This is a genomic window from Citrobacter sp. CtB7.12 (assembly GCF_001297795.1).
GTDB lineage: Bacteria > Pseudomonadota > Gammaproteobacteria > Enterobacterales > Enterobacteriaceae > Citrobacter_A > Citrobacter_A amalonaticus.
This window is the reverse complement of record NZ_LIFT01000021.1, coordinates 24,304-37,769: the sequence shown is the minus strand read 5'-3', so window position 1 is coordinate 37,769 and position 13,466 is coordinate 24,304. Positions and strand designations below refer to the sequence as shown.

Genomic DNA, 13,466 nt, shown 5'->3' with positions numbered 1-13,466 from the left:
CAATGTACAGAAAATAGACATTTCCAGTTTTGCTTATGGCATTATCTGGACGTCTGGAATGCTGTTGGATTGTTTAAAAAACGTGCTAATGGATGAGTAAATACTAATCCGCAAGAATACTACGGTTTATTTTTTGTTCAGAAATATTACAACGTAATATCAGGTAACAGGAGTGGGGGATATCGGGGTTGATCTTAGAATTGCTTACTTATTACTCGCAAAAACTGACATTTCAGGCAATAAAAAAGCCAGCAACGCTGGCCTTTTTGTGAACGATCTTAGAACGTCGCATTACGCGGTGTACGCGGGAAGGCAATCACGTCACGAACGTTCTGTACGCCGGTGACGTAGGCGATCAGGCGCTCAAAGCCGAGACCGAAGCCGGAGTGCGGCACGGTACCGTAGCGGCGCAGATCGCGATACCACCAGTAATCTTCTTTATTGAGACCCATTTCAAGCATGCGCGCATCCAGCACATCCAGACGCTCTTCACGCTGAGAACCACCGATGATTTCACCGATACCCGGCGCCAGAACGTCCATCGCGGCAACGGTTTTTCCATCTTCGTTCAGGCGCATATAGAACGCTTTAATATCTTTCGGATAGTTTTTCACTACCACTGGTGCCTTAAAGTGTTCTTCTGCCAGATAACGTTCGTGCTCGGAGGAGAGATCGACACCCCAGTAAACCGGGTTCTCAAACTTTCTGCCTTTCTTAATGCACTCTTCCAGAATAACGATTGCATCGGTGTAATCTACCTGGGCGAAATCCGCTTCAATGAAACGTTCCAGACGGCTAATCGCCTCTTTATCTACGCGCTCGGCAAAGAACTTCATGTCGTCAGCACGCTCGGTCAGTACGGCTTTGAAGGCATATTTCAGCATGCCTTCCGCCAGGCCGGCGATATCGCTCAGGTTGGCAAACGCCACTTCCGGCTCCAGCATCCAGAACTCCGCCAGGTGACGGCTGGTGTTGGAATTTTCCGCACGGAAAGTCGGGCCGAAGGTATAGATTTTCGACAGCGCACAGGCGTAAGTTTCACCGTTCAACTGGCCGGATACGGTCAGGAAGGACTCTTTACCAAAGAAGTCTTTGTCGAAATCCACTTTGCCCTGATCGTCACGCGGCAGGTTTTCCAGATCCAGCGTCGACACGCGGAACATCTCACCAGCACCTTCGGTATCGGATGCGGTGATCAGCGGAGTGGAAACCCAGAAGAAGCCCTGCTCATCAAAGAAACGGTGCAGCGCCTGGGCCAGCGTGTGGCGAACACGTGCAACGGCACCAATCATGTTGGTACGCGGACGCAGGTGCGCAACTTCACGCAGGTACTCGATGCTGTGACGTTTCGCCGCCATCGGGTAGGTGTCTGGATCTTCAACCCAACCGCTAACTTCAACCTCAGAGGCCTGGATCTCAAAACTCTGTCCTTGTCCCGGAGAGGCCACAACCTTGCCGGTGACGATAACGGAGCAGCCGGTGGTCAGACGCAGCACTTCTTCATTGTAATTGGGCAGAGAATTATTAATGACGGCCTGTACAGGATCAAAGCAGGAACCGTCATAAACGGCGAGGAAGGAGATGCCAGCTTTTGAATCTCGGCGGGTACGTACCCATCCGCGCACGGTGACTTCGCTGTCAACGGCTACGCGGCCCTGGAGTACGTCGGCTACAGGCACAACGCTCATAATATTCTCTCTGTTAATAGTCCGATATATAAACACATGTTCCCCGGAATGGGGATTTCCTATGTTACCTGGCATCTGCAATCAGACAAGTAGAATTAACAGGAAAAGAAAAGAATTCAGAAATAAATGCTAAAAGGGAGCCGAAGCGGCTCCCTGGCAGGATTAACTGGCTTTTTTGATATGCGGTAAATCAAACGCTTTGCGCAATGCGCGAACAAAAGCTTTGTCGTGGCAAATGGTTTTGCCCGGACTATCAGACAGTTTGGCAACCGGTTTACCGTTGCACTCCACCAGTTTTATCACGATGTTAAGCGGCTTAACCTGCGGAATATCGCACGTCAGACGCGTGCCAATACCAAAACTCAACTGCACGCGGGATGAGAAATGCCGGTAAAGATCGACGGCTTTATTCAGATCCAGATTGTCGGAAAAGACCAGCGTTTTGCTGTGCGGGTCGATACCTAACTTTTCATAGTGAGCGATAGCTTTTTCACCCCATTCAACCGGATCGCCAGAGTCATGGCGCAGTCCCTGGTAACGGGTGGCAAATTCGCTGCCAAAATCGCGTAAGAACGCATCCATTGTGATGCAGTCGGTCAGCGCAATACCTAGCTGATCCGGATATTCATTCAGCCATGCGGCGAGAGCGGCGCGTTGACTGGTTGCCAGTTCAGGGCTTATCTGTTGATGCGCCTGGAACCACTCGTGCGCCTGTGTGCCCATCGGGGTTAGCGACAAACGACGCGCCAGATCGTAGTTACTGGTGCCAACAAACCACGACTCCTGCTGTAAACGCTTAACGATAGCCTGTTGCACTTCACGGGAAAAACGGCGACGAGTGCCGAAATCCATCAGGTGGAAGCGGGACATATCGAGACTTGACGTTAAAGCAGAGAAATCGACTAGTTTCGTCTCCAGCGTATCGAGGGCCTGCGCGACACCCACTTCTGGTGAGCGATACCGATGGACCAGCTCACTGATCACCGCCAGCAGTGGGACTTCCCACATGATGACTTCACGCCATGGGCCAGTTAAGCGGATATTCAGCTTCCCGTTGTCGTTGCTGATGGATACCTGTTGCGGGTTATAGCGAAAATCGCGCAGCCAGTTGAGGTAATCCGCTTTGAAGAAGGGCAGGCCGGAGAGCCACTGGTACTCTTCATCCTGCAGGCGCAGATGCTGCATAGCATTAACCTGCTCGCGAATGGTGTCGGCATAAATACCCAGCAGGTCGTCGCCTCGGCAACGAAATTCAGCCGCTACTTGCACATCATAGTAGTGGTGAAATACGGCTTGCTGCATATGCAACTTATAAGCATCTGTATCCAGCAACGAGTGCAGAACAGGAGAAGCGAATTGTGTCATAGGTGCGCAGTAGCATCCTCTCACGGGAGCGTTTAGTACAATAAACAACTAAGAAAACCGCTGGAGTATACCTTGTTTAGCGATTTATTGAACCCTGATCACACCATAAGCTGACGTTAGGGTCGAGTGCATTTCGTGCCTCGTGTTATAAAAATGTAGCGAAAAGAGTGTTTGTGCCTGAAAAGATAAACATTCTGCGTAGCGCGATTTCCGCAACAGGAATAGACTGGAGTCGAGACTCTTCAAAAGATGCTAAAGGTTTTTTTATGACACAACAGCCACAAGCCAAATACCGCCACGACTACCGTGCGCCGGATTACCAGATTACTGATATTGACTTGACCTTTGACCTGGATGCTGAAAAAACCGTGGTCACGGCAGTGAGCCAGGCTGTTCGTCATGGCGCATCGGATGCCCCGCTGAAACTGGATGGAGAAGATCTGACGCTGGTCTCTCTCCACGTCAACGATGAACCGTGGACCGCTTATAAAGAAGAAGCGGGTGCGCTGGTGATCAGCAATCTGCCCGAGCGTTTTACGCTGCGTATTGTGAATGAAATCAGCCCGGCCCGGAATACCGCGCTGGAAGGCCTGTATCAATCTGGCGATGCCCTCTGCACTCAGTGCGAAGCGGAAGGCTTCCGCCATATTACCTGGTATCTCGACCGCCCTGACGTGCTGGCGCGTTTTACCACCAAAATTATTGCCGATAAGAGTCAATATCCGTTCCTGCTCTCCAACGGTAACCGCACCGGCGAGGGGGAACTGGAAAACGGTCGTCACTGGGTTCAGTGGCAGGATCCGTTCCCGAAACCGTGCTATCTGTTTGCACTGGTTGCCGGTGATTTCGACGTGCTGCGCGACACCTTTACGACCCGTTCCGGGCGCGAAGTCGCGCTGGAGCTGTACGTGGATCGCGGCAATCTCGACCGTGCGCCTTGGGCGATGACCTCGTTACAGAACTCAATGAAGTGGGACGAAGAGCGCTTCGGCCTGGAGTATGATCTCGACATCTATATGATCGTCGCTGTCGACTTCTTTAATATGGGCGCGATGGAGAATAAAGGGCTTAATATCTTTAACTCCAAATATGTGCTGGCGCGTGCCGATACCGCCACCGACAAAGACTATCTCGATATTGAGCGCGTGATCGGCCATGAATATTTCCACAACTGGACCGGTAACCGCGTTACCTGCCGCGACTGGTTCCAGTTGAGCCTGAAAGAGGGCTTGACCGTTTTCCGCGATCAGGAGTTCAGTTCGGATCTCGGTTCCCGTGCCGTTAACCGGATCAGCAACGTGCGCACCATGCGCGGCCTGCAGTTTGCAGAAGATGCCAGTCCGATGGCGCATCCGATCCGCCCGGACATGGTCATTGAAATGAACAACTTCTACACCCTGACCGTGTATGAAAAGGGCGCAGAAGTGATTCGCATGATCCACACCCTGCTGGGTGAGGCAAATTTCCAGAAAGGGATGCAACTGTACTTTGAACGTCACGACGGCAGCGCGGCGACCTGCGATGACTTCGTTCAGGCCATGGAAGATGCCTCCAACGTTGATCTTTCCCACTTCCGCCGCTGGTACAGCCAGTCCGGCACGCCAATTGTCACCGTTAAAGATGACTACAACCCGGAAACCGAACAATACACGCTGACTCTCAGCCAGCGCACGCCGCCAACACCGGATCAGGCGGAAAAACTGCCGCTGCATATTCCGTTTGCCATCGAACTGTATGACAACGAAGGTAAAGTGATCCCGCTGCAGAAAGGCGGTCACCCGGTGAATTCGGTACTGAATTTCACCCAGGCGGAGCAGACGTTTGTCTTTGATAACGTTTACTTCCAGCCGGTACCGGCGCTGTTGTGCGAGTTTTCAGCCCCGGTGAAACTGGAGTATAAGTGGAGCGATCAGCAACTGACGTTCCTGATGCGTCATGCGCGCAATGACTTCTCCCGCTGGGATGCGGCGCAAAGCCTACTGGCGACCTACATCAAGCTCAACGTAAACCGCCATCAGCAGGGCCAGCCGCTGTCGCTGCCTGTCCATGTGGCTGACGCGTTCCGCGCGGTGCTGCTGGATGAGAAGATCGATCCGGCGCTGGCGGCGGAGATCCTGACGTTACCTTCGGCAAACGAAATTGCTGAGCTGTTTGATATCATCGATCCGCTGGCGATCGCTGAAGTTCGCGAAGCGTTAACGCGTACGCTGGCGACCGAACTGGCGGATGAGTTCCTGGCGATCTACAACGCCAACCGGCTGGAGGAGTATCGTGTTGAGCATGCGGACATCGGTAAACGTACGCTGCGTAACGCCTGCCTGCGCTTCCTGGCCTTTGGTGAAACGACGCTGGCGGACACGCTGGTAAGTAAGCAGTATCGTGAAGCTAACAACATGACCGATGCGCTGGCGGCGCTGTCTGCGGCCGTAGCGGCGCAACTGCCGTGCCGTGATGCGCTGATGCAGGAGTATGACGACAATTGGCATCAGGACGGTCTGGTGATGGACAAATGGTTTATCCTGCAGGCTACCAGCCCGGCGGATAACGTGCTGGATACGGTACGTGGTCTGTTGAAACATCGTTCGTTCAGCCTGAGCAACCCGAACCGTATTCGTTCGCTGATTGGTGCGTTTGCCGGCAGTAACCCGGCGGCGTTCCATGCGGAAGATGGCAGCGGATATCAGTTCCTGGTTGAGATGTTGACCGAGCTTAACAGCCGTAACCCGCAGGTGGCGTCACGTCTGATCGAACCTTTGATCCGTCTGAAACGTTACGATGCGAAGCGTCAGCAAAAAATGCGTGCCGCGCTGGAACAATTGAAAGGGCTGGAGAATCTTTCCGGCGATCTGTACGAGAAGGTAACCAAAGCGTTAGCCTGAGACGTTGACCTGTCGTTTTTGTAGGCCGGATAAGGCGGTAACGCCGCTATCCGGCAAAATGCCCGGTGGCGCTCATGCTTACCGGGCCTACAACGTCCTGAATACTTATCCATGCCGACGGATCGGCTGTTCCGTTACCCCACGCTGCATCACCCGACTCAATACGTTGGCCTCCAGCTCCGCTAAACGCACCGATCCCAGGCGGCGGGGGCGTGCAATGTCGACCGTCAAATCCAGTCCAATCTTACCATCCTCAATCAGCAACACCCGATCGGCCATCGCCACGGCTTCGCTGACGTCATGTGTCACCAGCAGCACGGTAAAACCATGCTCCTGCCACAGCGAAACAATGAGATCTTGCATCTCCAGACGTGTTAACGCATCCAGCGCGCCAAGCGGTTCGTCAAGCAACAGCAGGCCCGGCCGGTGGATTAGCGCCCGCGCAAGGGCAACACGCTGTTTTTGTCCGCCGGAAAGCGCTGCTGGCCATTCGCTCGCCCGCTCTTCCAGCCCAACCGCCGCCAGCGCCTGACGCGCAGCGTCCCGCCAGTGGCCCTTCAGACCCAGTCCCACGTTGTCGATCACCGATTTCCACGGCAAAAGTCGGGCATCCTGAAACATCATGCGGGTGTCGTCCTGACTATCGCGAAGCGGCGTGGTTCCCGCCAGCAGTTCACCGGCGTTTGGCGATTCCAGCCCCGCCAGCAGGCGTAGCAGGGTGCTTTTTCCCCCACCGCTGCGCCCGACGATGGCGACAAACTGGCCTGCCGGGATATGGAGATCAAGCTGATTCAGTACGATGTTACCCGCGTACTTTTTCGTTACCGCATTCAGCAGGAGCGGTGTACCCTGGTTCAGACGGGCGGTATTCATACGGTGGCCTCCTTCACATGATAAGCCGGGTTCCAGCGCAACCAGACGCGTTCCAGCAGTTGAGCGCTGACATCGGCCAGTTTACCGAGCAGGGCGTAGAGAATAATGGCGACAACCACGATATCCGTTTGCAGGAATTCGCGAGCGTTCATCGCCAGATAACCGATTCCTGAATTGGCTGAAATGGTCTCCGCGACGATCAGCGTCAGCCACATCAGCCCCAGCGCAAAGCGGACGCCGACCATGATCGAGGGCAGGGCGCCGGGCAGGATCACATGGATAAACAGCGAAAAGCCGGATAATCCGTAGCTACGCGCCATCTCCACCAGGCCGCGATCGATGTTGCGGATCCCGTGCCAGGTATTGATGTAAATTGGAAAGAGCGTCCCCAGCGCGACCAGAAAAATCTTCGCGGTTTCATCAATGCCAAACCACAAAATCACTAACGGGATGAGTGCCAGATGTGGAACGTTGCGCAGCATCTGAATGGAGGTGTCCAGAAGGCGTTCCCCCCAGCGCGATAAGCCGCTGATCAGCCCCAGCGTCAGGCCAATCGAACCGCCGATCGAAAAGCCGATCAGCGCACGCCATGAGCTGATGGCCAGATGCTGCCAGAGTTCGCCGCTGGCGGAGAGCGTCCAGAAGGCGATGATCACCCCTTCCGGTGAGGGTAAAATACGCCCGGAGAGCCAGCCCATGGAGGAGGCCAGTTGCCAGACGGCGACGATGCCCACCGGTAAAAACCAGGGGGCAACGCGTAACAACCACTTTTTCGTTGGCGTTGCCATCACGGTTCTCCTCAGCTTTGCGCAACCTTGCGCGGGATAAATTCATTCGCCACCGCTTCACCCTGCTGATGCTGGCGTTGCGGTTGTGGGACTTCCGGGATCGCGACGTCCAGATGCGGGAACAACAGTTCGCCGACCCGGTACGCCTCTTCCAGATGTGGGTAGCCGGAAAGGACAAAGCTGTCGATGCCCAGCGCGGCATACTCGTTGATGCGCGCCGCCACCGTCGGTCCGTCGCCGACCAGCGCGGTCCCGGCGCCACCGCGCACCAGACCCACACCGGCCCACAAATTCGGGCTGATCTCCAGTTGGTCGCGCTTGCCGTTATGCAGCGCCGCCATTCGGTGCTGACCGACAGAATCCGTCCGGGCAAACGCCGCTTGCGCCTTCGCGATCGTGTCGTCATCAAGGTGAGCGATCAGCCGGTCCGCGGCTCGCCATGCTTCTTCGTTGGTTTCACGGACAATGACGTGCAGGCGAATGCCAAAACGAATGTTACGCCCACGCGCCGCCGCTTTGGCTCGTACCTGGGCTATCTTCTCTTTCACCAGCTCAGGCGGTTCGCCCCAGGTGAGGTAAAGATCGACCTGTTCAGCGGCCAGATCCTGGGCGACATCTGAAGAGCCGCCGAAGTAAAGTGGGGGATAGGGCTGCTGGATGGGCGGGAAGAACAGTTTCGCTCCGCGAACGTGAATGTGCTTACCGTTGAAGTCGACGGTTTCACCCTGCAATAAACGACGCCAGACCTGGGTGAACTCCGAAGAGGCCTCGTAACGTTCACTGTGATCGAGAAACACACCGTCGCCCGCCAGTTCCTGTGGATCGCTGCCGGTGACCAGGTTAAACAGCGCGCGACCGTTGGAGAGGCGGTCAAGCGTAGCGGCCTGCCGTGCGGCGACTGTCGGTGAAGTGACGCTCGGGCGCAATGCGACCAGGAATTTGAGTCGCTGAGTTACCGGGATCATTGATGCCGCGACCAGCCACGCGTCTTCACAGGATCGCCCGGTGGGGATCAACACACCGGTGAATCCCAGACGATCCGCCGCCTGCGCAATCTGCTGTAAATAGCCGTGATCCACCGGACGCGAGCCTTCCTCCGTCCCCAGATAGTGACCGTCACCGTGCGTCGGTAAAAACCAGAACATATTCAGACTCATAATGATTTTCCTTCCTGTTGAGTGGGGTGCCAGATGCGTTGGCGGATATCGATTTTTTTCGGTACCAGGCGGTTGTCGTAAAACAGATCTGCGGTTTGTTGTTGCAACGCGGCCACAGCGTCACTGACCGGTGAAATGTGGGTCGGCGGGCGATGATCAAGATATGACGCAATCACGGGCTCTGGCAGTCCCATTGTTTTCGCCAGCAGGGCAATGCTTTCCTGCCGCTGGCTGAGGGTTAACGCATCTGCCTGACTGAAGGTATCCAGCACGCCCTGAATGAACGCGCCGTTCTTTTCAGCGTACGGTCGCGCGGCGAGATAGAACGATCCCGTTTGTTTCAGATCGCTGCCGTCTTTCAGTACGCGCACACCGCCCTGCAATAATGCAGCGGAATAGTAAGGATCCCAGATGGCCCATGCATCAACGTTACCCTGCTGGAACGCTGCTCGGGCATCGGCAGGGGTAAGATACGTCGGCTGGATATCGGTAAATTTCAGCCCGACCTGTTGCAGGGCGCGCAGCAGCAGGTTGTGCGAGCTGGATCCTTTCTGGAACGCCACTTTATGGCCTTTCAGTTCCGCCACCGTTTTGATGGGGCTGTTTTCCGGCACCAGAATAACTTCGGCTTTCGGTTTCGCCGGTTCGACGCCGACGTACACTAAATCTGCGCCAGCGGCCTGGGCGAAAATGGGCGGAATATCGCCGGTGCTGCCCAGATCAATACTGCCGACGTTCAGGGCTTCCAGCATTTGCGGTCCGGCGGGAAATTCAATCCAGGATATTTTGGTTCCGGGATAACGCGTTTCCAGCAGCTGGTGGCTTTTCGCCAGGACCATGCTGATGCTGCCTTTCTGATAGCCTATACGCAGGGCATCAGGTGAGGGCTCCGCCGCCTGTGTCAGTCCGCAAAAGGCCAGCAGTCCGGCGAATGCCAGCCATGCCGTACGAGCTTTGAGAAGATTACGCATGGGCCGCACCTCGCACAGTATCAAAAGCAGGAACCTTAACGTCGCGGCGATGCAGGGCGTGCCAGAACGTTTCCAGCGCTTTATCAAGACGTAACTGTAAATTGGGCGTGAAATGCGGCTTATGCTGATAGTCGATCACCTGGGAGTCATCGGCAAAGACGCCGTGCAAAATCTCCTGGGCCTTCAGGGCGCTGAGCACCGGTTTCAACGCGTAATCGACGGCGAGCAGATGTGCAACGGTGCCGCCTGTCGCCAGAGGCAGGACGACTTTACCTTCCAGCGCCCGTTCGGGGAGCAGATCGAGCAGCGTTTTTAGCGCCCCGGAATAGGCGGCTTTATAAACCGGCGTGGCAACGATCAGGCCGTCCGCCTCTTTCAGTTGTGCGACCAGTGTTTTCAATGCCGGGCTGTCGAAACGGGCATACAGCAGATCTTCAGGCTCGAAGTTGTGCAGATTCCAGTGGTACACCTCAACGTCCTGACCGTTCAATTTTTCCCGGGCATATTCCAGTAAAGCACTGGATCGAGAGGGAAAGCGTGGGCTTCCCGCCAAAGTGATGACGCGCATAATTGCATTCTCCCCTTATAACCAATTGTTCGCTTTTATTTAACATTGATAACAATTTTTGCAGTCTGACAGAGGGGAATCGGGAATCGAAATGATTTATGCGGAATTGAAAAGCTGAAAATTGCATAAAAAGAAGCTGCCAGGGAAAACGTTTGCTTTTTATTGCCGCAGGTCAATTCCCTTTTTGTTCGATATCACCCATAATACGCCCCCGGTTTGCACACCGGGAATCCAGGAGAGTTCATGTACTACCCCTTCGTTCGTAAAGCCCTTTTCCAGCTCGATCCAGAGCGCGCTCATGAATTAACTTTTCAGCAATTACGTCGTGTGACGGGAACGCCGCTAGAAGCGTTGATCCGCCAGAAGGTCCCGGCGAAACCGGTCACCTGTATGGGATTAACCTTTAAAAATCCGCTTGGTCTGGCTGCTGGTCTGGACAAGGACGGGGAGTGTATTGATGCCCTGGGCGCGATGGGATTTGGCTCGATCGAGATCGGTACCGTGACCCCGCGTCCACAGCCCGGCAACGATAAGCCAAGGCTGTTCCGCCTGGTCGATGCCGAAGGTTTGATCAACCGTATGGGCTTTAATAACCACGGCGTTGATAACCTGGTCGAGAACGTTAAAAAGGCCCATTATGACGGGGTGCTCGGAATTAATATCGGCAAAAATAAAGATACGCCGGTTGAGCAGGGTAAAGATGACTATCTGATTTGTATGGAAAAAATCTATGCCTATGCCGGTTATATTGCCATTAATATCTCCTCGCCAAATACGCCGGGATTACGTTCATTACAATATGGCGACGCGCTGGATGATTTGCTTACGGCGATTAAAAATAAACAAAACGATCTGCAAAAGATCCACCAGAAATATGTTCCGATCGCTGTAAAGATCGCGCCGGATCTTTCTGAGGAAGAACTGATCCAGGTTGCCGATAGTTTAGTACGCTATAATATTGATGGTGTTATTGCCACCAATACAACACTTGATCGTTCTTTGGTTCAGGGAATGAAAAATTGCGATCAAATGGGTGGCTTAAGTGGTCGTCCGCTGCAATTAAAAAGTACAGAAATTATCCGCCGTCTGTCTCAGGAATTAAAAGGTCAGTTGCCTGTTATTGGCGTTGGCGGTATCGACTCAGTGATTGCCGCGCGCGAGAAGATGGCTGCCGGGGCGTCGCTGGTTCAGATTTATTCTGGTTTTATTTTTAAAGGTCCGCCACTGATTAAAGAAATCGTTACCCATATTTGATTTTTTCTCTCTCTTTATCAGAATATCAGACAACCAGGGGTTTATTTCCTCCCTTGGTTGTTTTATATTCTTTCACTGTTGCTTATTTAAACATTTTAAGCTTTGCTTATTAAGGTAATAAACGAAGCGGCGAAAAAGGACAATTTTGCAACGGGGCGATGGAGAGGGGAGAGAAAACAATGCGAATTAAACCTGACGATAACTGGCGCTGGTATTATGACGAAGAGCATGACCGAATGATGCTCGATTTAGCCAATGGCATGTTATTTCGCTCGCGTTTTGCCCGCAAAATGCTCACCCCGGATGCATTCTCACCGTCCGGTTTTTGCGTTGACGATGCCGCGCTGTACTTCTCCTTTGAAGAAAAGTGCCGCGACCTTGAGCTCTCTAAAGACCAGAAAGCTGAGCTGGTGCTCAATGCGCTGGTGGCCATTCGCTATCTGAAACCCCAAATGCCGAAAAGCTGGCACTTTGTGGCGCACGGCGAAAACTGGGTACCCGGCACTGGCGATGCGGCCTGTGTCTGGCTGAGCGATACCCAGGAACAAATCAATCTGTTAGTGGTAGAGCCTGGCGAAAATGCGGCGCTGTGCCTGCTGGCGCAACCCGGCGTGGTTGTGGCCGGGCGGACGATGCAGCTTGGTGATGCGATTAAAATAATGAATGACCGACTGAAGCCGTCGTTTCGTCCGCACAGCTTCAGCCTGGAACAGGCGGTTTAACGCGCCAGCTTCAGCGCGGTTTTTGGCACGCAGCTACAGCTGAGGATGGTGCCATCATCGCCAAGTGCCGATCTCTTCAGCGGGTTCACTTCGCCTTCCAGCAGTTTGATACGACAGCAGCCGCAAATTCCCGCCCGACACGAATAGGGTACCCGGATCCCCTGGTTTTCCAGTTGCTCAAGCAATACCTGTTGATTGTTCCCCTGAAACGCCTGTCCCTGCCAGTCGATGGTGACCGTCGCATTCGGTTGCTGCGCGACTTCAACCGTCTCCCCGGTGTCGGCGGCGCCATAAACGCGAGCCGGACCGGTCGATAAAACCTCCACTTCATCGCCCACGCGAATCACGCCGCTATTACGGGCGATCAGGTTCAGCCCAAAATCGACATCGCCATTGTCCGGCGCGGTACGGAAGGTTTGCAGCGTTGCCAGCGGCTCACCGGAGGGATGCTTTTGCCCTTTTTCCGGACTGACCGTGGTAAAAATACAGCGGCTGCACGGTTTCGCCACATCAAAGATAACCTCGCCAATGCGGATCACTTTCCAGTTGTCTTCTTCCCATGCCGTAGCACCAGAGACCACGATATTGGGGCGGAACTGTTCAACCTGCACCCCCGCCGGGCAGCGCTGCTGCAGATCGCGCAACGAAGCGTCATTCACCAGCAGATACGGGAAACCATCGGCAAAAGAGAGCGGCACGCCCGCGTGGCGTTTAACCCGCCGGGTCAACTGTGGTCCCACCCAACGCAGTTGCACGCTGCGGGAGAAGAAGCCGCTAAGCCACTGATTAATCGCATCGGGGGCGACTCGCGCGGTAAAATGGTTGCCCCAGACTTCCGTCGGCGCATCCTGGGCGGCAAAATCAGCAAACCGCACCAGCGCGCTGCTGCCGTCAGGCGCGGTCAAATGCAGGCCATCGTGCAGGGGCGAGGGGGTAAAGCGCACCATTTGTGGAAACTGACGCGCTGTGATGAAGGTGCCATCGGCTTCGGTAACCATAAAAATACGATCAAAAGCCAGACCGCTGACGTCTGCCAGAGCGTGGGTCAGCCCAATGCCACGCATTGATTTGACGGGGTGGATGAAAAGTCTGGATAACGTCAACACGGTACAGTCCCTCGAAAGAAATAAGCCTTCAACTTTATGACATAGCGCCCATATTAGCTATAATGCGCAGCAATTTTCTTCGAGTATAAGTGACG

11 protein-coding genes are annotated in these 13,466 nt (G+C 54.3%); 3 read left to right on the top strand and 8 right to left on the bottom strand.

The window, feature by feature from the left end; all coding sequences use genetic code 11:
• Positions 1–278: 278 nt before the first annotated feature.
• On the bottom strand, positions 279–1,688 hold the full coding sequence (gene asnS, locus AOY24_RS19570) for an asparagine--tRNA ligase (RefSeq protein ID WP_044256319.1): 1,410 nt from the start codon (positions 1,686–1,688) through the stop codon (positions 279–281).
• 162 nt (positions 1,689–1,850) lie between these two features.
• Positions 1,851–3,053 carry a nicotinate phosphoribosyltransferase gene (gene pncB / locus AOY24_RS19565; RefSeq protein ID WP_043001175.1) on the bottom strand — a complete coding sequence of 401 codons (1,203 nt, stop codon included), beginning with the start codon at positions 3,051–3,053 and terminating at the stop codon, positions 1,851–1,853.
• 266 nt (positions 3,054–3,319) lie between these two features.
• On the opposite strand from pncB, the gene pepN reads away from it, so the two are divergent.
• Entirely contained in the window at positions 3,320–5,932 is a 2,613-nt protein-coding gene (gene pepN, locus AOY24_RS19560) for an aminopeptidase N (protein ID WP_054177194.1), read from the top strand.
• A 105-nt stretch (positions 5,933–6,037) separates the two neighbouring features.
• Here pepN and ssuB read toward each other — a convergent pair whose 3' ends face one another.
• From ssuB to ssuE, 5 genes are read right to left on the bottom strand one after another with little or no spacing between them, the layout of a single operon-like run.
• Positions 6,038–6,805 carry an aliphatic sulfonates ABC transporter ATP-binding protein gene (gene ssuB / locus AOY24_RS19555; RefSeq protein ID WP_043001173.1) on the bottom strand — a complete coding sequence of 256 codons (768 nt, stop codon included), beginning with the start codon at positions 6,803–6,805 and terminating at the stop codon, positions 6,038–6,040.
• On the bottom strand, positions 6,802–7,593 hold the full coding sequence (ssuC, locus tag AOY24_RS19550) for an aliphatic sulfonate ABC transporter permease SsuC (protein ID WP_054177193.1): 792 nt from the start codon (positions 7,591–7,593) through the stop codon (positions 6,802–6,804). Before ssuC ends, ssuB begins: the two co-directional genes overlap by 4 nt.
• An 11-nt stretch (positions 7,594–7,604) precedes the next feature.
• Positions 7,605–8,750: an FMNH2-dependent alkanesulfonate monooxygenase gene (gene ssuD / locus AOY24_RS19545; RefSeq protein WP_043001171.1), complete on the bottom strand. Its 1,146-nt coding sequence runs from the start codon at positions 8,748–8,750 to the stop codon at positions 7,605–7,607.
• Positions 8,747–9,721 carry a sulfonate ABC transporter substrate-binding protein gene (locus AOY24_RS19540; RefSeq protein WP_054177192.1) on the bottom strand — a complete coding sequence of 325 codons (975 nt, stop codon included), beginning with the start codon at positions 9,719–9,721 and terminating at the stop codon, positions 8,747–8,749. The genes ssuD and AOY24_RS19540 overlap by 4 nt, the downstream gene beginning before the upstream one ends.
• On the bottom strand, positions 9,714–10,289 hold the full coding sequence (gene ssuE / locus AOY24_RS19535) for an NADPH-dependent FMN reductase (protein ID WP_043001169.1): 576 nt from the start codon (positions 10,287–10,289) through the stop codon (positions 9,714–9,716). Before ssuE ends, AOY24_RS19540 begins: the two co-directional genes overlap by 8 nt.
• 243 nt (positions 10,290–10,532) lie before the next feature.
• Here ssuE and pyrD point away from each other — a divergent pair, with 243 nt between their 5' ends.
• Together pyrD and zapC are read left to right on the top strand one after the other, a co-directional pair.
• Positions 10,533–11,543, top strand: coding sequence for a quinone-dependent dihydroorotate dehydrogenase (gene pyrD, locus AOY24_RS19530; protein WP_054177191.1), 1,011 nt, complete (start codon positions 10,533–10,535; stop codon positions 11,541–11,543).
• Between the two features lie 179 nt (positions 11,544–11,722).
• Complete coding sequence (zapC, locus tag AOY24_RS19525; RefSeq protein ID WP_043001167.1) at positions 11,723–12,265, top strand: cell division protein ZapC; 543 nt, start codon at positions 11,723–11,725, stop codon at positions 12,263–12,265.
• Here the strand turns inward: zapC and AOY24_RS19520 are convergent.
• Positions 12,262–13,371 (bottom strand): YcbX family protein, encoded by a 1,110-nt coding sequence (locus tag AOY24_RS19520; protein WP_054177190.1) that lies wholly within the window; start codon positions 13,369–13,371, stop codon positions 12,262–12,264. The genes zapC and AOY24_RS19520 overlap by 4 nt on opposite strands.
• Positions 13,372–13,466 lie beyond the last annotated feature (95 nt).